The organism is Nitratireductor aestuarii (assembly GCF_014641695.1).
In the GTDB taxonomy this organism is placed as follows: Bacteria; Pseudomonadota; Alphaproteobacteria; order Rhizobiales; family Rhizobiaceae; genus Chelativorans; species Chelativorans aestuarii.
On the sequence record NZ_BMIF01000007.1, the window covers coordinates 194,906 to 214,473 of the forward strand.

General features: G+C 59.2%; 23 protein-coding genes. 13 read left to right on the plus strand and 10 right to left on the minus strand.

Features of this window, described 5'->3' with window-relative positions; translation table 11 throughout:
- Positions 1 to 85: 85 nt before the first annotated feature.
- The 4 genes from pgeF to IEX27_RS12865 all read left to right on the plus strand — a co-directional run bounded on the left by pgeF (position 86) and on the right by IEX27_RS12865 (position 3,702).
- Positions 86 to 871, plus strand: coding sequence for a peptidoglycan editing factor PgeF (gene pgeF, locus IEX27_RS12850; protein WP_188721453.1), 786 nt, complete (start codon positions 86 to 88; stop codon positions 869 to 871).
- Positions 871 to 2,022, plus strand: a complete 1,152-nt coding sequence (locus IEX27_RS12855) for a M24 family metallopeptidase (RefSeq protein ID WP_188721454.1) — start codon at positions 871 to 873, stop codon at positions 2,020 to 2,022. Before pgeF ends, IEX27_RS12855 begins: the two co-directional genes overlap by 1 nt.
- A 55-nt stretch (positions 2,023 to 2,077) precedes the next feature.
- Entirely contained in the window at positions 2,078 to 2,602 is a 525-nt protein-coding gene (locus IEX27_RS12860; protein ID WP_188721455.1) for a hypothetical protein, read from the plus strand.
- Positions 2,603 to 2,769: 167 nt separating this feature from the next.
- The gene (locus IEX27_RS12865) at positions 2,770 to 3,702 is read left to right on the plus strand and encodes a ribose-phosphate pyrophosphokinase (protein WP_188721456.1); all 933 of its coding nucleotides are present in this window, start codon (positions 2,770 to 2,772) and stop codon (positions 3,700 to 3,702) included.
- 49 nt (positions 3,703 to 3,751) lie between these two features.
- On the opposite strand, the gene IEX27_RS12870 is transcribed toward IEX27_RS12865, so the two are convergent.
- Complete coding sequence (locus tag IEX27_RS12870; protein ID WP_188721457.1) at positions 3,752 to 4,138, minus strand: DUF488 domain-containing protein; 387 nt, start codon at positions 4,136 to 4,138, stop codon at positions 3,752 to 3,754.
- Between the two features lie 260 nt (positions 4,139 to 4,398).
- Here IEX27_RS12870 and IEX27_RS12875 point away from each other — a divergent pair, with 260 nt between their 5' ends.
- The 3 genes from IEX27_RS12875 to ychF all read left to right on the plus strand — a co-directional run bounded on the left by IEX27_RS12875 (position 4,399) and on the right by ychF (position 7,023).
- The gene (locus IEX27_RS12875) at positions 4,399 to 5,025 is read left to right on the plus strand and encodes a 50S ribosomal protein L25/general stress protein Ctc (protein WP_188721458.1); all 627 of its coding nucleotides are present in this window, start codon (positions 4,399 to 4,401) and stop codon (positions 5,023 to 5,025) included.
- A gap of 38 nt (positions 5,026 to 5,063) precedes the next feature.
- Complete coding sequence (pth, locus tag IEX27_RS12880; protein WP_188721459.1) at positions 5,064 to 5,786, plus strand: aminoacyl-tRNA hydrolase; 723 nt, start codon at positions 5,064 to 5,066, stop codon at positions 5,784 to 5,786.
- Between the two features lie 133 nt (positions 5,787 to 5,919).
- The gene (gene ychF, locus IEX27_RS12885; RefSeq protein WP_188721460.1) at positions 5,920 to 7,023 is read left to right on the plus strand and encodes a redox-regulated ATPase YchF; all 1,104 of its coding nucleotides are present in this window, start codon (positions 5,920 to 5,922) and stop codon (positions 7,021 to 7,023) included.
- A 115-nt stretch (positions 7,024 to 7,138) separates the two neighbouring features.
- On the opposite strand, the gene IEX27_RS12890 is transcribed toward ychF, so the two are convergent.
- Both IEX27_RS12890 and IEX27_RS12895 read right to left on the minus strand, forming a co-directional pair.
- Entirely contained in the window at positions 7,139 to 7,816 is a 678-nt protein-coding gene (locus IEX27_RS12890; protein WP_188721461.1) for an outer membrane protein, read from the minus strand.
- A 195-nt stretch (positions 7,817 to 8,011) separates the two neighbouring features.
- Positions 8,012 to 8,659: an outer membrane protein gene (locus IEX27_RS12895; protein WP_188721462.1), complete on the minus strand. Its 648-nt coding sequence runs from the start codon at positions 8,657 to 8,659 to the stop codon at positions 8,012 to 8,014.
- Positions 8,660 to 8,981: 322 nt separating this feature from the next.
- Here IEX27_RS12895 and IEX27_RS12900 point away from each other — a divergent pair, with 322 nt between their 5' ends.
- From IEX27_RS12900 to IEX27_RS12910, 3 genes are read left to right on the plus strand one after another with little or no spacing between them, the layout of a single operon-like run.
- Complete coding sequence (locus IEX27_RS12900) at positions 8,982 to 9,953, plus strand: magnesium transporter CorA family protein (protein WP_188721463.1); 972 nt, start codon at positions 8,982 to 8,984, stop codon at positions 9,951 to 9,953.
- A gap of 21 nt (positions 9,954 to 9,974) precedes the next feature.
- On the plus strand, positions 9,975 to 10,448 hold the full coding sequence (locus IEX27_RS12905; RefSeq protein ID WP_188721464.1) for a MaoC family dehydratase: 474 nt from the start codon (positions 9,975 to 9,977) through the stop codon (positions 10,446 to 10,448).
- Complete coding sequence (locus IEX27_RS12910; protein WP_188721465.1) at positions 10,445 to 10,936, plus strand: MaoC family dehydratase; 492 nt, start codon at positions 10,445 to 10,447, stop codon at positions 10,934 to 10,936. Before IEX27_RS12905 ends, IEX27_RS12910 begins: the two co-directional genes overlap by 4 nt.
- A gap of 213 nt (positions 10,937 to 11,149) precedes the next feature.
- On the opposite strand, the gene IEX27_RS12915 is transcribed toward IEX27_RS12910, so the two are convergent.
- From IEX27_RS12915 to hemF, 6 genes are all read right to left on the minus strand, one after another.
- Positions 11,150 to 11,695 (minus strand): adenine phosphoribosyltransferase, encoded by a 546-nt coding sequence (locus IEX27_RS12915; protein ID WP_188721466.1) that lies wholly within the window; start codon positions 11,693 to 11,695, stop codon positions 11,150 to 11,152.
- A gap of 175 nt (positions 11,696 to 11,870) precedes the next feature.
- Complete coding sequence (locus IEX27_RS12920) at positions 11,871 to 12,698, minus strand: cytochrome c1 (RefSeq protein WP_188721467.1); 828 nt, start codon at positions 12,696 to 12,698, stop codon at positions 11,871 to 11,873.
- 24 nt (positions 12,699 to 12,722) lie between these two features.
- Positions 12,723 to 14,009, minus strand: coding sequence for a cytochrome b (locus IEX27_RS12925; RefSeq protein WP_188721468.1), 1,287 nt, complete (start codon positions 14,007 to 14,009; stop codon positions 12,723 to 12,725).
- A 21-nt stretch (positions 14,010 to 14,030) separates the two neighbouring features.
- Complete coding sequence (petA, locus tag IEX27_RS12930; protein ID WP_188721469.1) at positions 14,031 to 14,591, minus strand: ubiquinol-cytochrome c reductase iron-sulfur subunit; 561 nt, start codon at positions 14,589 to 14,591, stop codon at positions 14,031 to 14,033.
- 292 nt (positions 14,592 to 14,883) lie between these two features.
- Entirely contained in the window at positions 14,884 to 15,192 is a 309-nt protein-coding gene (locus IEX27_RS12935; protein WP_188721470.1) for a DUF6665 family protein, read from the minus strand.
- Positions 15,193 to 15,343: 151 nt separating this feature from the next.
- Positions 15,344 to 16,258: an oxygen-dependent coproporphyrinogen oxidase gene (gene hemF / locus IEX27_RS12940; RefSeq protein ID WP_188721471.1), complete on the minus strand. Its 915-nt coding sequence runs from the start codon at positions 16,256 to 16,258 to the stop codon at positions 15,344 to 15,346.
- Between the two features lie 110 nt (positions 16,259 to 16,368).
- On the opposite strand from hemF, the gene IEX27_RS12945 reads away from it, so the two are divergent.
- The gene (locus IEX27_RS12945) at positions 16,369 to 16,629 is read left to right on the plus strand and encodes a hypothetical protein (RefSeq protein ID WP_188721472.1); all 261 of its coding nucleotides are present in this window, start codon (positions 16,369 to 16,371) and stop codon (positions 16,627 to 16,629) included.
- 45 nt (positions 16,630 to 16,674) lie between these two features.
- On the opposite strand, the gene IEX27_RS12950 is transcribed toward IEX27_RS12945, so the two are convergent.
- Complete coding sequence (locus IEX27_RS12950) at positions 16,675 to 17,658, minus strand: glutathione S-transferase family protein (protein ID WP_188721473.1); 984 nt, start codon at positions 17,656 to 17,658, stop codon at positions 16,675 to 16,677.
- A 267-nt stretch (positions 17,659 to 17,925) separates the two neighbouring features.
- On the opposite strand from IEX27_RS12950, the gene IEX27_RS12955 reads away from it, so the two are divergent.
- Positions 17,926 to 18,444: a GNAT family N-acetyltransferase gene (locus tag IEX27_RS12955; RefSeq protein ID WP_188721474.1), complete on the plus strand. Its 519-nt coding sequence runs from the start codon at positions 17,926 to 17,928 to the stop codon at positions 18,442 to 18,444.
- Positions 18,445 to 18,572: 128 nt separating this feature from the next.
- Positions 18,573 to 19,532, plus strand: a complete 960-nt coding sequence (locus tag IEX27_RS12960) for a hypothetical protein (protein ID WP_188721475.1) — start codon at positions 18,573 to 18,575, stop codon at positions 19,530 to 19,532.
- Positions 19,533 to 19,568 lie beyond the last annotated feature (36 nt).

The window sequence follows — 19,568 nt, forward strand, 5'->3', positions numbered from 1 at the left end:
CACATCTCAGTCTCACATGCCGGATTGACAGCTGGACTCCCCTGCCCCACGATCCCGCGCCTGTGATGAAGAGCTGGAGCGGTCAATGCAGGATGCGATGAAGCCGGAGCCACTCCGGTCGAACACGCTGGAAATTCAGGGGATCCGCCATGGCTTTTTCACACGGCAGGGCGGTGTTTCGGATGGCATCTACGGTAGCCTGAATGTGGGCCTCGGGTCGTCCGATTCCCGGGAACGAGTGCTGGAAAACCGCCGTCGCGTAGCATGCGCCATGGGCGTGCAGGCGGAAAACCTGTGCACTGTTTATCAGTGTCACAGCCCTGATGTAATTACCGTAGACGCGCCGATCGGCGGCCAGGAGATCAAGGCAGACGCCATGGTTACGGCTACGCCAGGCATGGCTTTGGGCGTACTCGCGGCCGACTGCGGGCCGGTGCTTTTTGCAGACAGAGAGGCCGGCGTGATCGGCGCTGCGCACGCGGGCTGGAAGGGCGCGCTCTACGGCGTGCTCGAAAACACGATCGCCGCCATGGAGCGTCTCGGGGCACGCCGCGACAACATCGTTGCAGTGCTCGGACCTTCGATTTCCCAGGCCAACTATGAGGTGGGGCCGGAATTTGTTGAGCGGCTCACCATGGAAAATGGGGCTAACGCTGCATACCTTCAGCCATCGGATCGCGCGGGCCACGCCCTGTTCGATCTAAACGGTTACACGATCGACCGCCTGGAGCGGGCCGGTGTATCTGCTTCTTGCCTCGGGCGCTGCACTTATGCGGAGGAAGACCTGTTCTTCTCCTACAGGCGCACAACGCACAGGAAGGAACCGGACTACGGCCGACAGATCTCGGCAATCGTATTGGGAGATGCCTGATGGCGCTGCATTTTGAACGAGCTGAATTCGACGCCAGACGCGACCGCCTGATGATCGAGATGGCGGAGCGCAAGCTCGACGCCATGCTGCTTTTCGCGCAGGAAAGCATGTACTGGCTGACGGGCTACGACACGTTCGGTTTCTGCTTCTTCCAGTGCCTCGTGGTCAAGGCAAACGGCGAGATGGTGCTGCTGACACGTTCGGCCGACCTGCGCCAGGCGCGGCAGACTTCCATCATCGACAATATCGTCGTCTGGAACGACCGGCAGGGCGTCAACCCGGCCGCCGAACTGCGCAATATGCTCAACGACCTCGATCTGCTCGGCATGCGCATCGGCGTCGAGTATGACACGCACGGTCTCACGGGCAGGAACGCACGCCTGCTGGACGAACAGTTGCAGACTTTCGCCAAGGTAGAGGATGCATCCTACGTCATCCCGCGGCTGCGGCTCGTGAAAAGCCCGGCGGAAATCGAGAAGGTGGTAAAGGCTGCGAGCCTCGCCGATGAAGCCTTCGATGCCGGTATCAACATCATCAAGCAGGGTGCCGACGAGGCCGCGATCCTGGCCGCCATGCAGGGCGCGGTCCTCGCAGGTGGCGGCGACTACCCGGCCAATGGGTTCATCATTGGATCGGGTGCGGATGCCCTGCTCTGCCGCTACAAGGCGGGGCGCCGCAAGTTGGCCAAAAGTGACCAGCTGACGCTGGAATGGGCCGGCGTCTTCCATCACTACCACGCCCCGATGATGCAGACCGTGCTCACCGGCAAGGTTTCACGCGCTCATCAGGATCTCTACGAGGGGGCACGTGCGGCGCTGCAGGCGGTGGAAAAGGTTCTGACGCCCGACAGCACCTTTGGCGACGTCTTCGACACGCATGCCAAGGTGATGGAAGCCCACGGGCTGACCAAGCACCGGCTCAATGCATGCGGTTATTCCGTCGGCGCGCGGTTTGCACCCTCGTGGATGGAGACCCAGATGTTCTACTCCGGCAATCCGGAGCCGATCGGACCGGACATGACGCTGTTCGCCCACATGATCATCATGGATTCCGAACAGGGTTTGGCGATGACGCTGGGCCGCACCTATCTGACCACTTCGGGTGCGCCCAGGCTCCTGTCCCGGCATGGACTCGACCTGATCGTCAAGTAAGATGGTATGCGGGGTACTCATCCATAATAGGCTGTTTGAGCGGGGAAATTAACTGATGAGGCGTTTGAGAACGACGGCTTGCCTGATCTTGTCCGGGCTCGTTCTTGCTGCATGCTCCGGTTCGGATGCCATTGATCTCAGCCAGAATGGCCCAGGCCAATCCTCTTCGCAGACTGGAGCCACCGGCGCATCCATGAGCCGGGAGGCCGCTGCTGCAATCGCTTCTGCACGCGTGCATTTTGCGGCCGCTGTCGGAACACCTGCCGAAGCCCTGCAACCGCTCCAGGATGGTCTCAACGAACGCGCGCGGGAGATTGGTCTCAGCATCGAAACGGCCGAGAATGCCACGCTGGTCGTCAACGGCTACTTCTCGACCGTGGCGGAGGACGGCGGCACTCTCATCATCTACGTGTGGGACGTGACGGACAAGGCCGGCAACCGGCTGCACCGCCTGCAGGGGCAGCATAGGGTGAGCAACACAAGTGGCGGTTGGGAAGCTGTGGATCCTGCCACGATCAAACGGATCGGCGAGCGTACCATCGATGAGCTGGCCGGATGGCTCTCGCGCAGCAAAGCCTGAGGCATTGGCCGCAATTATTGCGACAATCTGTGCTTCTGCCAGCAATCATGGTGCCTCAAGGACACGAAAAGCTACGCAATGGGGGATTTTTAGAACGCAAAGCTTGCATTAGCTCTCCATGGCGGTAAAAGCGCGTTCAACGAAGGCATTTGCCAAGGACATCTCCCATGAAGCTCTTTGCGGGCAATTCAAACCGGGTGCTTGCGGAAGCCGTTGCCCGATACCTCAACGTTTCTCTCGGAAAGGCAGTCGCGAAGCGGTTTGCTGACCAGGAGATCTTCTTCGAAATCCAGGAGAACGTGCGCGGACAGGATGTCTTCATCCTTCAGTCCACCTCCTACCCTGCCAATGACCACCTGATGGAACTGTTGATCATGATCGACGCGTTCCGCCGGTCTTCGGCACGGCGCATCACGGCAGTGCTGCCCTACTTCGGCTATGCCCGCCAGGACCGCCGTACCTCCGGACGCACGCCGATCTCGGCCAAGCTGATCGCCAACCTGATCACGCAGGCCGGTGCAGACCGCGTCCTGACGCTCGATCTTCATGCGGGCCAGATCCAGGGCTTCTTCGATATCCCGACCGACAACCTGTTCGCCGTTCCGGTGATGGCTCGCGATGTGCGCGTCAACTACAAGCAGGAAAACGTCATGGTCGTGTCGCCGGACGTGGGCGGCGTGGTTCGCGCCCGCTCGCTGGCGAAGCGGATCGATGCGCCTCTGGCCATTGTCGACAAGCGCCGCGATCGCCCGGGCGAGTCCGAAGTCATGAACATCATCGGTGACGTAAGCGGCCGCGACTGCCTCCTCGTTGACGACATCGTCGACTCGGGCGGCACGCTCTGCAACGCTGCCGAGGCTCTGCTGGCCAACGGCGCAACCAGCGTGACGGCCTACATCACGCACGGTGTTCTCTCTGGCGCCGCCGTAGAGCGCATCACCGGGTCGAAGCTCAAGGAGCTGGTCATCACCAACTCCATCCAGCCGACCGAGGCCGTCGAGGCAGCGCACAATATCCGCGTCGTAACGATCTCCGACCTGATCGGCGAGGCCATCCTGCGCACCGCATCGGAACAGTCGGTCTCAAGCCTGTTCGACTGATCGGAAGCATCAGAGACAAGTTTTTGAAGGGCGGTTCATCCGCCCTTTTTCATGCGATCTCCGCTCCCCGCTCCTCGAGCAGCTCGCGCAGCACCGAGCGGTGGCAACGAGCCTCATTCTCGCAATAGCAGCCCACGGAAAAAGTGGTGGTGTGGGAGAGCGCTGCGAGCAGATCCAGCGTTCGGCTCGCAGCAGACTCCTTCATCTCCTTGCGGAAGGCGCGGACAAACTTGTTCCAGTCCGCATCCGTTTCAGCGTGCAGAGCCTCCGACACCAGATCGGGTGACGGAGAAAGCTCCGGATACCAGACGTCGTACCAATTGTCCGCCGCGAAGCGATCCTTCGGCACACCTCGTGGGGGGCGGCGCACCGTTCCGATGCGCAGCCCTTCATCCGGATGCCGCCTGGTACCAAGACGAACGATGCGAATGGCCATTTCCAGATCCCACGTTGCCATTTCCGGCATGATAGGATGTTGGGACGAAGCCGCAAGCCCATGGTTTCCGCCTCCGTGCGCTTGCACAATCGGGTGGTCCGCGCTATAGACCCCACGTCCACGTAGACACCCTTGGAGGCAACGCGGATGCAGGTACGCCAGACGGTTTCCGTCAGTGGCGGCTTTGCTGTTTCCGAATGTGCGGCGTGCTTTGCATGATGCTCGTTTGGGAATACTCCAGCAACTGAAAGGAAAATGCCATGAGCCAGAGCTCGACGCTTAAGGCCGAGGCGCGCGAACGGGTTGGTAAGGGGTCCGCCCGTGCACTTCGCCGCGAAGGAAAGATTCCAGCCGTAATCTACGGCGACAAGCAGGCCCCCGTTGCGATCACGGTTTCCGCCAAGGAAATCTACTACCGCATCTACAACGGCGGTTTTTCAACCACCGTTCTCGACATCGATGTCGACGGCAAGACCTACCACGTTCTGCCGAAGGAATATCAGCTGGACAAGGTCAAGGACACGCCTCTGCACGTAGACTTCCTGCGCGTTGGCAAGAATTCCGTCGTGACCGTGAACGTTCCGGTTCACTTCGAGAACGAAGAGCAGTCCCCGGGCCTCAAGCGCGGTGGCGTTCTGAACGTCGTTCGTCACGAAGTCGAAGTACACTGCCCGGCTGAAGCCATCCCCGAGGCAATCGTTGTCGACCTCACGGGTACCGATCTTGGCGACTCCATCCACATCTCGGCCGTCAAGCTGCCGAAGGGTGTAGAGCCGACCATCACCGATCGCGACTTCACCATTGCTACGATCGCAGCTCCTGCAGGCCTGAAGTCTGAAGAAGCTGAAGAAGGCGCACAGGCTGAGGGCGAAGCCGAGGCCGAGTAAGGCTTCCTGGCTTAACCTGATACAAGGGCAAGACAGACATGCTGCTTATCGCAGGGCTTGGAAATCCCGGGTCGCAATATGCGGGTCAGCGGCACAATGTCGGGTTCATGGCGGCGGATGCAATACACCGCCGCCATTCCTTTGGACCGTGGTCCAAGAAATTCAGCGCCCTCGTTGCCGAGGGACGTATCGGCGGCGAAAAGGTGCTGCTGATCAAGCCACAGACCTACATGAACAATTCCGGCCAGGCGGTTGGCGAAGCCATGCGCTTCTACAAGCTTGAGCCGAAGGACCTGATCGTCCTCTATGACGAGCTGGACCTGGCGCCTTCAAAGATGCGGGTAAAGCTTGGCGGCGGATCTGGCGGCCACAATGGCATCAAATCCATCGACGCCCATTGCGGCAACCCCAACTACAAGCGCGTCCGCATTGGCATCGGGCATCCGGGCGACAAGGCGCGCGTCAGCGGCTACGTGCTCGGCGATTTCGCGAAGGCTGATCAGGATTGGCTGGAGCCGCTGCTGGACGCCATCGCCGACAATGCCGAGCTGCTGTGCAAGGGCGACGATGCAGGTTTCATGAACCGCGTCAGCCTCAAGGTTCAGGGCAAGGGCAGCGAACCTGCATCGGCGCCCGCTTCAAAGCCCAAGGGCCAGAGCCATATCCGGCAGGCGCGGCCTTCGCAACCAGCCATCAACGTTCCGCAGACGGGACCGATGGCCGCCATGCTGAAGAAACTCTTCGGTTCGAAGAACTCGTGACGTCAGAACGCATCGCGACGGTGCGTCGAATTGATCAAAGCGGCTTGAGCTTTGCCCACCGGGGCTTGACGGGGCGTGCTCCCCTACCCCATAGCCAAGCCAAACATCTGTTGAACGCTACAGGACACGCATAATGGGTTTCAAATGCGGGATCGTCGGACTTCCGAATGTCGGCAAGTCGACCCTTTTCAACGCGCTTACCAAGACGGCTGCGGCGCAGGCTGCAAACTACCCGTTCTGCACCATTGAGCCGAACACCGGCGAAGTGGCGGTGCCGGATCCGCGCCTGAAGAAGATCGCGGCAGCTGCCGGGTCAAAGGAAATCATTCCGACGCGCATCTCGTTCGTCGACATCGCAGGCCTCGTGCGTGGCGCTTCGAAGGGCGAAGGCCTGGGCAACCAGTTCCTCGCGAACATCCGTGAGGTGGACGCCATCGTTCACGTGCTGCGCTGCTTCGAGGACGATGACATCACCCACGTCGAAGGCCGTATCGACCCGGTAGCGGATGCTGAGACGGTCGAGACGGAACTGATGCTCGCGGACCTCGAAAGCCTCGAGCGCCGTGCCGCCGGCTTCCGCAAGAAGGCCACGGCCAAGGACAAGGAAGCACTGGCTGTGCTGCCGATCATGGAGCGCGGCCTTACGTTGCTGCAAGACGGCAAGCCGGTGCGCCTGCTGCTGCCTGACCTGGATGCGGAAGAGCTGAAGATCCTGCGCAGCCTGAACCTGCTCACCTCCAAGCCTGTGCTCTACGTCTGCAACGTGGCGGAAGGCCAAGCTGCCACGGGCAACGAGCACACGAAGGCCGTTGAAGCCATGGCTGCGGCACAGGGTGCGGCCAGCGTTGTCATTTCAGCAGCGATCGAATCCGAGATCGCACAGCTGGGTGACGAGGAAGCAGCCGAGTATCTCGAAGCCATGGGCCTCGAGGAGCCGGGCCTCAACCGCCTGATCCATGCGGGCTACCAGCTTCTCGACCTGATCACCTTCTTCACCGCGGGCCCCAAGGAAACGCGCGCCTGGACCGTACTCAAGGGCGCAAAGGCCCCGCAGGCGGCAGGCGCGATCCACTCGGACTTCGAGCGCGGCTTCATCCGCGCGCAGACCATCGCTTACGACGACTTCACCACGCTTGGCGGCGAAACCGCCGCGCGCGAAGCCGGCAAGGCGCGCGACGAAGGCAAGGAATACGTCGTCCAAGACGGCGACGTGATGCTGTTCAAGTTCAACGTGTGATCAGCGATCTCGCAAGTCAAACGAAAGCCCCGGCCAGTGCTCACAGGCCGGGGCTTTCATTTTTGAAATACCTAGAGCAGTTCAGACTTTCGCAGAACTCTACACTTGCTCCAAATCAGAAACGATATGTCAGGCCAAGACGGACGTCGTGCGTATCGGCCTTAATCGAATAGATGTACGATCCTTCACCATAGTATGCTTCGACATCCTTCCGGCTGAAACGCGCATAACGGTATTCGCCCCTCAGGAAGAGGTTGTTGGTCAGTGCATATTCCGCACCAGCGCCAACGGTCCAACCGACCAGGTTCTTCGCCCCATCGGCGTAATAGCTGCCGTGATCTGTTTCATGCACCTTCAGGTGACCAACAGTCACGCCGCCAGCAATGTAAGGAAGGAAGCGGTCAAATGCGTACCCTATCCGGGCACGGGCACTGAAAGTGCGGTCAAATTTCGCCGTAACGCCATATGTACGATCGTCTGAATCTACAGCAGAGCCATGTACATCACCAAAGGAAACATCAGCCTCAGCGCCAAGAACGAAATTGTTTTCGAGCTGATGGTTGTAACCGATGTATACTCCTCCAAGTAGTCCACGAAGGTTGTGATTGTAGTTGTAAGCCGAATCCTCTGCATAGAAATAATCCGCATTGCCACCCACATTGTACCCGATCTGGGCACCAATATAAGCACCGGTCCAATTCAGCTGCGCCGGTCCGTCAGCGGCGAAATCTGCAGCATAGGCGGACGTAGAAGCAGCGGCTATGGCAGCAGCAGCAAGCAAACGCAAATTCATGAGCTTCCCCCAAAAAAATTGGCACGCGGATAGTGCCTGCCACTATTTAACCGGCAAACAAAAAATTTTCCATTTAATTCTTATGCCGCATGTCAAAAGTCTGCCGTGACAGCATCAACTTGTACCCGACAACGAAAACCCGGCCGAAGCCGGGTTCCGTAGCGCAGGTTGTTACCTGTATATCTGGAGAGCCAGTTAGAACTTGTAGGCGATACCGACGCGGAATTCGTTGGTGTTCGACTTCACATCGTATGCGTAATCGCTGGCGGTACCATCTACGAAGAGCGACTTGTTGTTGTACTTGGTGTAGCGATATTCGGCCCGCAGGGCAAGGTTGTCCGTCACCGCATATTCACCACCAACGCCCAGGTTCCAGCCGAAAAGGTTGGCATCGGCAGATCCGGAGTTCACACTATTGGTTTCGTGGAAATTCAGGCGAGCGTAGGAAATACCACCAGCGATGTAAGGCATGAAGCGATCAACGGCCACACCCAGACGAACACGGGCAGCAGCGGCGCGATCAATCTTTGTGGTAGCCTCGTAGGCCCAATCGCCAGGTGCGAGGAGCGAAGCGTGGATATCGCTAAACGTTACGTCAGCTTCGCCACCAAGGACCACGCCGTTGTCGAACTGATGATTGTAACCGACGTATACGCCGCCCAGCAGGCCGCGAAGTGTCTTGTCGTAATCGTAGTCGTCGTTCCAAGTACGCTCTTCGAGGTAGTACTCGGCAGCGCCGGAGGCGCTGTAACCAATCTGCGCGCCGACATATCCGCCGGTCCAGTTGAAAGCTTCCGAAGAAGATACGTCCGCAGCAAGGGGGGAACCGGAAACGCCCATCATTGCGGCTAGCGCGAGTGCCTAAAACTTCATGATAAGCCCCGTGAATCGAAAATTGATAATTTTCAGTAAACGAGTGCGTAGATAATACTGCTGCATAAATACCGCAGCTCGTAAACAATGATGTCTTATAAACAGATTAGCTGTATCCCGCCGAACTGATGTGGCCCGGGCTGTCCGTTGCTCACTGCGAACGCAGGGTGGGGGTATTAAACGACCCTCAGCCACAACAAATCCGTCATCCTGATGAATAGGATGGTCGATCGCGACCGAGCTATTGTGTAAGTAGATCTCCGGCTCTGGTGCGGCAGAAGGAGGTACGCCATTGCTCACTGCATATGTGGTCGATCATGACCGGCTTCTGCCCGTGACAGACCTCACCCTTCACAAGGAGGCGATCGTCTGGGCCGACCTCCTCGCCCCCACGCCAGAAGAGCAGCGCGCGGTGGAGGAATGGCTCGGTATCGAGTTTCCAAGCCGGGAAGAGATGGAGGAGATCGAGATCTCCAGCCGTCTTTATGCCGAGAACGGTGTGCACTACATGACCGTGACCGTTCCGGTGCAATCCGACGGCGACTCGCCCGAGGTCGGACCCGTGACGTTCATCCTCGCGGGAGACAGGCTGCTCACGCTTCGCTTTCACACGCCCTATGCCTTCCAGACCTTTCCTGAGCTCGCCACCAAGACGCCCCTTGGCTGCAGCTCGGGCAGCATGATCCTCATCAGCCTGCTCGAAGTGATCGTCGATCGCATCGCTGATGTGCTGGAGCGGACGAGCCAGGATATTCTCGAGATATCATCGCGAATCTTCCAGTCGCGCGAAAAGAAGGCGTCGACACGGGACCAGCAGTTCCACGCAATCCTGCGGCAGATCGGCAAGAAGGAGCACCTGCTCTCCATCCTGCAGGAGAGCCTGCTGACGCTGAAACGCATGTCCGGCTACCTGACGGCGCTCAAGCTCTCCGCACCCGACAAGGAGGCGAGCGTGCGCATCAAGATCCTTTCGCGCGACATCATCTCGCTCGCCGACCACGCAATCGGCAAGTCGCAGAAGATCAACTTCCTGCTCGATGCGACGCTCGGCATGATCAACATCGAACAGAGCGCCATCATCAAGATCTTCTCCGTTGCGGCCGTCGTCTTCCTGCCACCCACGCTAGTGGCTTCCATCTACGGGATGAACTTTGGTATCATGCCGGAACTTCATTGGAGGTACGGATACCCGATGGCCATCGGCCTGATGGTTCTGTCCGCACTCCTTCCCTACCTCTATTTCAAGCGGCGCGGCTGGCTCTAGCCGCGCTCCTGGGCAATCGACATGGACGTTACAGTGCGCGCGTATGAAGACTTTGCTGTGGGGCAATCATTCCCCTATGGCAAGAAGCTGATGACAGCCGAAGAAATCATTCGGTTCGCGAAGAAATTCGACCCACAGCCCATGCATCTGGACGACGAGGCCGGAAAGGCGAGCCTGCTCGGCGGGATGGCAGCTTCGGGCTGGCATACGTGCGGCATCTTCATGCAGCTTGCCTTTGAGGCCTTCGTCAAGAATTCAACGGCGCAAGGGGCGCCTGGCGTCGATGATCTGCGGTGGAAGCGACCCGTCCATGCCGGAGACGAGCTCTCCGGGTCGTCCACGGTGCTGCAAAAGCGGGTTCTCAGATCGCGTCCGCACATCGGGCTGGTCACCTTCCGGCACATCATCACGAACCAGCGAAGTGAAACCGTCATGGAGCTGGAGAACTCCATTCTGTTCGCCCTCAGAGATCCGCAAACAGGAGCAGACGCATGAGCCGGGAACTCGACAGCTACTTGAGGATCGGCGAACGGGTGAACCTCGGCAGCCACCTTTTCACCGCAGAGGAGATCATCGACTACGCCAGCGAATTCGATCCGCAGGAATTCCACGTCGATCCTGCAAAGGCTGCTGACAGCCTATTCGGGGGGCTCTGCGCTTCGGGCTGGCACACCTGCGCCATGTGGATGCGGCACAACACTGCCGAGCGGGACGGCGGGGGCGCACCGCGCTGGGAAGGTGAAGGCGCGGAACCTGAAAAAGGCCCCTCGCCCGGCTTCAGGAACCTGCGCTGGATGAAGCCGGTATTCGCAGGCGACACCATCACGTTCTACCGCACCTCGATCAGTTACCGCCCGCTTGCCTCGCGGCCTGGCTGGATCGTGCTGCTTGCCAAGGGCGAAGCATTCAATGGCGATGGCCAGCAGGTCATGGAGATGGAGAACTCGGTTCTCTACAAGTACAGCCCGACCAACTCGGCATAACTCTCGCAGCCAATGCGCACAAAAGCCGCGACGGATGCGCCGCGGCTTTTTTGTTTCCCGCAACTCTGGACGGAAAACCGGTTCCCACTTTTCCTGGAGTTGACCGGTTTCTCGCAACTCCTGACGGAAAACCGGTTCCCACTTTTCCTGGAGTTGCTCTGTTTTCCCGCAACTCCAGACGGAAAACCGGTTCCCACTTTTCCTGGAGTTGCTCTATTCACCCTCGAACGAGATCAGGGTGCGCACGTCCACGCCCATGGCTTCCAGACGGGCGCGGCCGCCGAGATCCGGCAGGTCGATAACGAAACATGCCGCAACAATGTCAGCGCCGATCTGATGCAGAAGGCGGCAGGCCGCTTCTGCCGTGCCTCCGGTGGCGATCAAGTCGTCCACGAGGATGACCTTCTCGCCGGGCGCGACGGCATCCACATGCATCTCCATCTCGTCGAGACCGTACTCGAGGCTGTAGGCGACGCGCACCGTCTCGTGCGGAAGCTTGCCCTTCTTGCGGATCGGCACGAAGCCGGAAGAGAGCTGGTGCGCCATGGCGCCGCCCAGGATGAAGCCGCGCGCCTCGATGCCGGCGATCTTGTCGATCTTGTTGCCGGCATAGGGGTGGACGAGCTCATCGATGGCACGGCGGAAAGCGCGCGCATTGCCGAGCAGCGTCGTGATATCGCGGAAGAGGACGCCGGGCTTCGGATAGTCCGGAATGGTCCGGATCGATTCCAGGAGGGTTTCTTCAAGCGTCCGCTTCATCGTCAGTTCCTCGCCGTAGTCCGCTGTCTGGCGGGCACCAGAGGCGGCTGGAGGTGCGTTGGCAGGGCCATGCACCGAAAGTCTGTTGTTGATCCACCAATAGCCAACACGGCCATACGCGCAACAAAAAAGGGCGCCTCAGGGGCGCCCTTTTCAATGGAAGTTGCTTTCCGGATCAGTGTGCAATGTCCTTCCAGACCTTGCGCTTGGTCAGGAACATCAGGCCCGCAAAGAGGACCAGGAAGACCATGACCACGAAGCCGGTGGACTTGCGAGCTTCAAGGTGCGGCTCGGCAGCCCACATCAGGAAGGCCGAGATGTCGCGCGAGTACTGGTCGAGCGTCTCAGGCGAACCATCATCATAGGTCACCTGGCCGTCGGTCAGCGGCTGAGCCATCGCCAGCGAGTTGGAGGCGATGAAGTGCGGGTTGTAGTAGGTGCCTTCCGGAACCTGAACACCCTCAGGCGCTTCTTCGTAACCCGTCAGCAGGCTGTAGATGTAGTCCGGTCCACCTTCGGCATACTGCGTGAAGATGTCGAAGACGAAGGTCGGGAAGCCGCGCTCTACGGCGCGTGCCTTCGCGATCAGCGACAGATCTGGCGGAACAGCACCGTTGTTGGATGCTGCAGCCTGCTGCGCGTTGGCGAACGGAGCGGGGAAGTAATCCGACGGCGTCGCAGGACGGGTGAACATGTCACCGTCGTCGTTCGGGCCATCTTCAACTTCGTACTCTGCAGCCAGGGCACGGACCTGCCCTTCATCGTAGCCAAGGTCTGACAGCGTGCGGAAGGCCACGCGGCTCAGCGAGTGACACGAGGAACAGACCTCACGGTAGATCTTCAGACCGCGCTGCAGCTGACCCTTGTCGTAGTGACCGAACGGACCTGCGAAGCTCCAGTTCTGCTCGACAGGCTTCTCGTGCGGGAATTCAGCTGCACCAGCAGCACCGGCCAGCGAGAGCCCAACGCCAAGCGCGGCCAAGGTGCGGATAAACGTATTCATCGACATAATCCCTTTGCGCATCGCTTAGCCCTGGGTCGTCTGGGCTGCGGCATTCGCACCAGCCTTGTTCTTCTCCAGCACAGCTTCCGTGATGGAGTTCGGCAGACGACGTGGCGTTTCGATCAGGCCGAGAACCGGCATGATGATGATGAAGAAGGCGAAGTAGTAGAGCGTCGCACCCTGAGCGAGGGCAACATACAGGCCTTCTGCCGGACGGGAGCCGAGCCAGCCGAGGAACACGCTGTCAATGACGAAGAGCCAGAAGAACAGCTTGTACCAGGGACGGTAGACCGCCGAACGAACCTTGGAGGTGTCGAGCCACGGAACCACGAACAGCACAGCGATCGCGCCGAACATCGCAAGAACGCCACCGAGCTTGGAGTCGATCGGTCCGATGTTGAAGGTGATCGCACGCAGGATCGCGTAGAACGGCAGGAAGTACCATTCCGGAACGATGTGGGCCGGCGTCACTAGGGCGTTAGCCTCGGTGTAGTTGTCCGGGTGACCCAGGAAGTTCGGGATGTAGAAGATGAAGTAGGCGAAGACCAGGAGGAAGACCACCATCGCCAGCGCGTCCTTAATGGTCGCATAGGGCGTGAAGGCAACCGTGTCGGTCTTCTGCTTGACTTCGATGCCGGTCGGGTTGGTCTGGCCGGTTACGTGCAGTGCCCAGACGTGCAGGACGACGACGCCAGCGATCATGAAGGGCAGCAGGTAGTGCAGCGAGAAGAAACGGTTGAGCGTCGGGTTGTCAACGGCGAAGCCACCGAGCAGCAGCTGCTGGATCCAGTCACCAACGACCGGGATCGCGGTGAAGAAGCCGGTGATAACGGTTGCACCCCAGAAGCTCATCTGGCCCCACGGAAGCACGTAGCCCATGAAGGCGGTTGCCATCATGAGGAGGTAGATCACGCAGCCGAGGATCCAGAGCATCTCGCGGGGAGCCTTGTACGAACCGTAGTACAGGCCACGCATGATGTGGATGTAGACCGCGATGAAGAAGAACGATGCGCCGTTGGCATGCATGTAGCGGAGCAGCCAACCGGAGTTGACGTCGCGCATGATCTGCTCAACCGAGGTGAAGGCGACGCCCGTGTTGGCCGCGTAGTGCATGGCCAGAACGATACCCGTCACGATCTGCACCGCCAGCATCAGGCTGAGGATGCCGCCGAACGTGTAGGCATAGTTCAGGTTGCGCGGAACTGGGTAGGCAACGAAAGAATCATAGACCAGACGCGGCAATGGCAGCCGAGCGTCCATCCAGCGGCCTACGCCGGTCTTGGGTGTATAGGTAGAGTGTCCACCGCTCATAAAAATGTGCTCCCTACGCCCTTAGCCGACCTGAATGACGGTATCGGATACGAATGAAAACGTCGGTACGAGAAGGTTTTCTGGCGCAGGACCCTTACGGATGCGGCCAGCCGTATCGTAGTGCGAACCGTGGCACGGGCAGAACCAGCCGCCGAAATCACCGGCCTGACCGAGCGGCACGCAACCAAGGTGCGTACAGACGCCAAGCATCACAAGCCAGTTTTCCTTGCCCTCGCCTGCCGAGCGGCTGAGGTCGTCAGCGGGTGCATCGGCATTCAGGTTCTGGTTACGCGCAACGGGGTCCTTCAGCTCAGACAGGGGAACCTGACGAGCCTGCTCAATTTCTGCTTCAGTGCGGTTGCGAATGAAGACAGGGCGGCCGCGCCACTTCACAGTCAGCGACATGCCAGGTTCGACTGCCGAGACATCGACCTGGATCGAAGCAAGGGCACGCGTCGATGCGTCAGGCTGCATCTGGTCAATAAACGGCCAAACAGCGCCGGCGAGACCTACTGCACCGGCAGTGCCGGTAGCGACGTAGAGAAAATCGCGGCGAGTATGTTGGGAATCGGTAGCGCTCACGAGACCTCGATCCTTTCACCTCAGGCTAAAAACCCGGAGAAAAGGCTTATATCACTAAACCCATGCAACGGACTATCCGCTGATGGGCAAGCAATTCCCCCGGCAATTTGCGATGGTTTCTATGCTCGACATAAGCGCTTGTCCAGTCGCACCTCGGTTATTGGGCAGATTGTCGCGGGGGAAAATACGTAGAAAATGGATCAAACGAGGCATTTTTGAGAAGCATCATCTTCACGCCTGAAGATGCTTAATCGATTTTAGACCATCTGAACTCGGGCCCGATGAAGCTCACCTAGGATTGCCCAAGGCGCACCAGCACTTCGCGGGGAATGTTGAGTTCGCGGATGATTTCGTCGTGTTTGCGCAGCCCGACAAGCTCACGCTGGATGAAATAAGCGTAGACCGCATCCACAGCCTTCTTGCGGACAGCGAGCCGCTCCTCAGCATCTCCGGAGAATGCCAGCAGGTTAGCCACACATTCCTGTGCATTGCGTCCGGCATGGCCAAGCGCGGTCGCCATTTCTCCCGCCAGCTCGTAATCCAGAACGTTGATTCCGGTTTGCGGGGCGGAGGAAGAGTTCGATCCGGGCGGTCGAAGCAAGGTTTGATTCTCCCCTCGATGGTTGCCGCAGCTTCAGCCAGGCATCTGGAGCGCCAGCTGCGATCGAGGAAATATAGACACTGATGCCCAAATAAAAAGCCCGACGGATTTGTGGTCCGCCGGGCCGGCAATCACAGCTCTACATATATGCTTATGGCCACTTCACCACGGGTGGCATGCTCGACAGGATCGAATCCACGTTGCCGCCGGTCTTCAGGCCGAAGGTGGTGCCCCGATCATAGAGCAGGTTGAACTCGACATAGCGGCCGCGGCGCACCAGCTGTTCCTCGCGATCGGCCTCGGTCCAGTTGGTATTGAAGTTCCGGCGCACGAGATACGGGTATACGATCAGGAAGGCGCGGCCGACGTCCTGCGTGAAGGCAAAATCGGCGTTCCAGCCGCCCTTCTCTTCGGACGAGTGCAGCCAGTCGTAAAAGATGCCGCCGATGCCGCGCGCCTCATTTCGGTGCGGCAGGAAGAAGTACTCGTCGCACCATTCCTTCATCTTGGCGTAATCGGCCACCTCGCGGTGCTTGTCGCAGACGAACTGCATCGCCTTGTGGAAGGCAACCGTATCCGGATCCTCCTGCGTGCGGCGGCGGTTCAGCACCGGCGTCAGATCGGCGCCCCCGCCAAACCACTGACGGCTGGTGACCACCATCCGGGTGTTCATATGGACGGCAGGCACATGCGGGTTCTGCGGGTGGGCGATCAGCGAAATGCCGGACGCCCAGAACTGCGGATCGGCTTCCGCTCCGGGAATCTGCTTGCGGAACTCGGGCGAGAATTCACCGTGGACGGTCGAGACGTGGACGCCAACCTTCTCGAACACGCGGCCATGCATGATAGACATGACGCCGCCGCCGCCCTTGCCCTCCTGGCGCAACCAGGGGGTGCGCTCGAAGCGGCCGGGCGCATGGCTCGACAGAGGGCCGGTCAGTTCATCTTCGAGGGCCTCGAAGGCCGCGCAGATGCGGTCGCGCAATTCCTCGAACCACTTCCGGGCAGTTTCCTTCTTCTGGTCTATGTCCTCCGGCAGGCCAACGGGAATCTCTTGCCGCTCCATGGAACTCCTTCCTGCACAAGGCGAACGAACAGTGCCAAGTGCAATAATTGACTCGCAATTTTGAGACTTGATCCCTAATCTCATTATATGCCGGGTCAAGGAGTTCTTTCGTGCGAGTACCCGCTAAACCTCCACTTTCGGGGCTGAAAAAGAGCCTCGACAAGAAGCGGTCGCAGGACGGTAGCCGCCTGCCACGGGACGGGTTCGTGCGCGAAACGTTCAAGCTGCCCCGAGCCGAAGCGCGCGCCAAAGCCAAGGAATGGCTGGAACGCTGGCCCAAGCAGGCCTACTGGACCGAGATCGAAAGCTGGGCAGAACGGCCGGGCGACCACATCGAATTCACGATGCGCCGCCTGCCGAACGCGGATTAGAGCTCCACTGATATGCAGCGGGCCCTTGGTGCCCGCTTGGAATGATCATCCGCTGATCCGATCCCGGTCATGCGGCAGGGTGTAGTCGATCTCGGGGCCGACCGGGACGATGCCCGTCGGATTGATCGTCTTGTGGCTGCCGTAGTAGTGCGCCTTGATGTGCAGCATGTTGACCGTCTCGGCCACACCCGGAACCTGAAAGAGTTCGCGCAGGTAGTTCGAAAGATTCGGATAATCGACGATCCGACGGATGTTGCACTTGAAGTGGCCAACATAGACCGGATCGAAGCGCACCAGCGTTGTGAACAGCCGCCAATCCGCTTCCGTCAGGCGGTTACCGACCAGGTAGCGCTGGCGAGACAGACGATCCTCCAGCTTGTCCAGCGTGGCGAAAAGCTGCGTGACGGCCTCTTCGTAGGCTTCCTGCGTCGTCGCAAAGCCTGCGCGGTAGACGCCGTTGTTGACCTTTGCATAGACGATGTCGTTGATCGCATCGATCTCGGCCCGATGCTCCTCAGGGTAGAAATCCAGCGAGGCATCGCCCCATTCGTCAAACGCCTCGTTCAGCATGCGGATGATGTCCGCAGACTCGTTGGAGACAATCGTCTGGGTCTTCTTGTCCCACAGTACTGGCACCGTCACGCGGCCGGAGTAATGCGGGTCAGCACGCGTGTAGATCTGGTGCAGGTAGTCGTAGCCGTAGAGGTCGTCGCCAGTGGCCCCGTCTTCCTTCAGGAAGGTCCAGCCATTCTCGCCCATGAAGTGATGGACGATCGACACAGAAATCACGTCCTCCAGCTTCTTCAGCTTGCGGAAGATGAGTGTTCGATGCGCCCACGGGCAGGCAAGCGAAACGTAAAGGTGGTATCGCCCGGGCTCAGCCTTGAAGCCGCGGCTGCGACCGTCTGCCGGCTCGCCGGTTTTCGTCACAAAATCCCGGAATTGCGATTTGGAGCGCTCGAAGCGACCGCCCGTCTTTGAAGTGTCGTACCATTCGTCATGCCAGACGCCATCAACCAGTAGTCCCATCAGGATCTCCTTTTGTTGGCTGTGATGTATGGGACTACGCGCGAGGTTCACAGGTGGTTTCGTGTGAACGGTGCGTCAACAGATTGCGCGGAACGCTTCAAGGCATATGGACGAGCGGAGATTTTGATGCTAGCAGCGCAAGCATCAGGGAGACTGAAGGTGGCATTTATCTCGATCGAGCGACGACGATAAGGCAGAAGCCCGCTGGACCGCGGGGGATTTCGTGCGGCCATTTCGTTACCAGTTAGCTCATCGGGTTCGTTTCCCATGTCCTTCTCCGAGTTTACCTTCACGCAGGAAACTCCTGCGCACGACGCTGAGATTGAAGCCATCAACGCCGAGGCCTTTGGCCCAGGCCGTTTCGTCAAATCTTCCTACAAGATCCGTGAGGGCGGTGCGCACGACCGCTCCATGTCCTATGTCGTGCTAAAGGATGGGCATGTCGTCGCCTCCGTGCGCATGACGCCGATCGCCGCCGGACAAGGACGTGCGATGCTGCTCGGGCCGCTCGCCGTGAAGCCGGAGTTCAAGAACCAGGGTCTGGGCAAGGCGCTGGTGCGGATTGCGCTTGAGGCGGCTGCAACGGCTGGCGCAGGCGTGACCATGCTCGTGGGCGACGCGCCCTACTATGAGCCGCTCGGTTTCCGGCGGATCCCCTACGGCCAGATAGAGATGCCACGGCCGACGGACCCGAACCGGATGCTCGCGGTTGAGCACGTTCCCGGCGCTTTGAGCCTGATGCGCGGGCTCGTCACGCACGCCGCGCTGGCGGCAGTAATTTCCTGAATAAATCAATATAGACGATGATCGTGGCGGCTTCCGCGCCACGATTTCTGCTTTCTGTAAGATTTGTGACAGATTATATTACTGTTTGGCCTAGGAGTTGGCGGAATTGACCACGATAGGTGCTTCAAATGTCGACGTTCGTCTCACTTCCTACCCGCTTTGGTGGTAGCCTGAACATTTCTGTCTCAGATGCCGCATCGCTCGCGGTACGATCCGCAAACGGAATGTCTGGCACAACAAGCCTCACAAAGATCTGGGACAGGATCAAAGACTGGTTCCTTGGGACGCATTTCGTCGAAGCAAAGGAACATCTCGCGCAGTTGTACGCCGCAGGGGTAGCAGATGAAGATCGATTAGCGAGCTTCCAGGAGCTGAAGAAGTTTGCCGGCCCGGCTTTTCAGGACAGATTCTCAATAGTGCCTCAGGATTTTGGCTACGCGATCGAAATAGACTACGGCAGTGGTCTGCCTGCGTATCATCATGAAATCACAGTCTGCAGTGAACGTTACCTGGAGTTGAAGTGGAACCAGGTGGCAGGTGAGGCTCTCGACCCGGGCAAATCCGAGGAAGATCGAACCCGCATTTTGCGGGAGCATGAAACCCAGCTCATGAATGACCTATCCCGGCTGACGTACGTTATCGACAGTGAGCCCCTCGATTTCAGCCCGCCGGTCGGCGCCGAGCCGAACGATGCACGGCTCATGCTGCAGACGTTCAGGGCAGTGCTTCTGTCTGGAGGCACCCTGACGAGCCAACAGCACGTTGCTGTTGAGGCCCTCGCCGCTCAAGGAATTTTTGCAGATGTTGGATTCTCCGCCCAGGATATCAACGGCGGTAAACTTAGCATTGAAGCGATAGCTGCCGGTCTCATTGGCCCAGAGTTGCAGCAAACCCTCAACATCTCTCGATCCGGCGATGACATCATCTTGCAGGGGATATCGATCAAGGAAGCTGTCGACCTTACCCGCACCAATTTCAAACGCTCCCCCCTGATGCTCAGCAGGGTCGTCGATTTTTCGCTCTCGATCGATCCTGCTGGACGCGTAAAAGTGATTTCGGCGAGCTACTGCGGTCCCGAAAGAGAGTAGCAGGCAACGACTTCCTGGGCGCTTAGATCATTTCAG

Coding starts and splice junctions, on each gene's coding strand:
- IEX27_RS12890 (WP_188721461.1), bottom strand. CDS start 7,816: ATGAATTTGCGTTTGCTTGCTGCTGCTGCCATAGCCGCTGCTTCTACG.
- IEX27_RS12960 (WP_188721475.1), top strand. CDS start 18,573: ATGTCGACGTTCGTCTCACTTCCTACCCGCTTTGGTGGTAGCCTGAAC.
- IEX27_RS12870 (WP_188721457.1), bottom strand. CDS start 4,138: ATGGCCATTCGCATCGTTCGTCTTGGTACCAGGCGGCATCCGGATGAA.
- IEX27_RS12915 (WP_188721466.1), bottom strand. CDS start 11,695: ATGAAGCGGACGCTTGAAGAAACCCTCCTGGAATCGATCCGGACCATT.
- IEX27_RS12860 (WP_188721455.1), top strand. CDS start 2,078: ATGAGGCGTTTGAGAACGACGGCTTGCCTGATCTTGTCCGGGCTCGTT.
- IEX27_RS12895 (WP_188721462.1), bottom strand. CDS start 8,659: ATGATGGGCGTTTCCGGTTCCCCCCTTGCTGCGGACGTATCTTCTTCG.
- IEX27_RS12865 (WP_188721456.1), top strand. CDS start 2,770: ATGAAGCTCTTTGCGGGCAATTCAAACCGGGTGCTTGCGGAAGCCGTT.
- IEX27_RS12910 (WP_188721465.1), top strand. CDS start 10,445: ATGAGCCGGGAACTCGACAGCTACTTGAGGATCGGCGAACGGGTGAAC.
- hemF (WP_188721471.1), bottom strand. CDS start 16,258: ATGGAGCGGCAAGAGATTCCCGTTGGCCTGCCGGAGGACATAGACCAG.
- IEX27_RS12855 (WP_188721454.1), top strand. CDS start 871: ATGGCGCTGCATTTTGAACGAGCTGAATTCGACGCCAGACGCGACCGC.
- IEX27_RS12925 (WP_188721468.1), bottom strand. CDS start 14,009: ATGAGCGGTGGACACTCTACCTATACACCCAAGACCGGCGTAGGCCGC.
- IEX27_RS12905 (WP_188721464.1), top strand. CDS start 9,975: ATGGACGTTACAGTGCGCGCGTATGAAGACTTTGCTGTGGGGCAATCA.
- pgeF (WP_188721453.1), top strand. CDS start 86: ATGCAGGATGCGATGAAGCCGGAGCCACTCCGGTCGAACACGCTGGAA.
- IEX27_RS12950 (WP_188721473.1), bottom strand. CDS start 17,658: ATGGGACTACTGGTTGATGGCGTCTGGCATGACGAATGGTACGACACT.
- ychF (WP_188721460.1), top strand. CDS start 5,920: ATGGGTTTCAAATGCGGGATCGTCGGACTTCCGAATGTCGGCAAGTCG.
- IEX27_RS12920 (WP_188721467.1), bottom strand. CDS start 12,698: ATGAATACGTTTATCCGCACCTTGGCCGCGCTTGGCGTTGGGCTCTCG.
- IEX27_RS12875 (WP_188721458.1), top strand. CDS start 4,399: ATGAGCCAGAGCTCGACGCTTAAGGCCGAGGCGCGCGAACGGGTTGGT.
- IEX27_RS12955 (WP_188721474.1), top strand. CDS start 17,926: ATGTCCTTCTCCGAGTTTACCTTCACGCAGGAAACTCCTGCGCACGAC.
- pth (WP_188721459.1), top strand. CDS start 5,064: ATGCTGCTTATCGCAGGGCTTGGAAATCCCGGGTCGCAATATGCGGGT.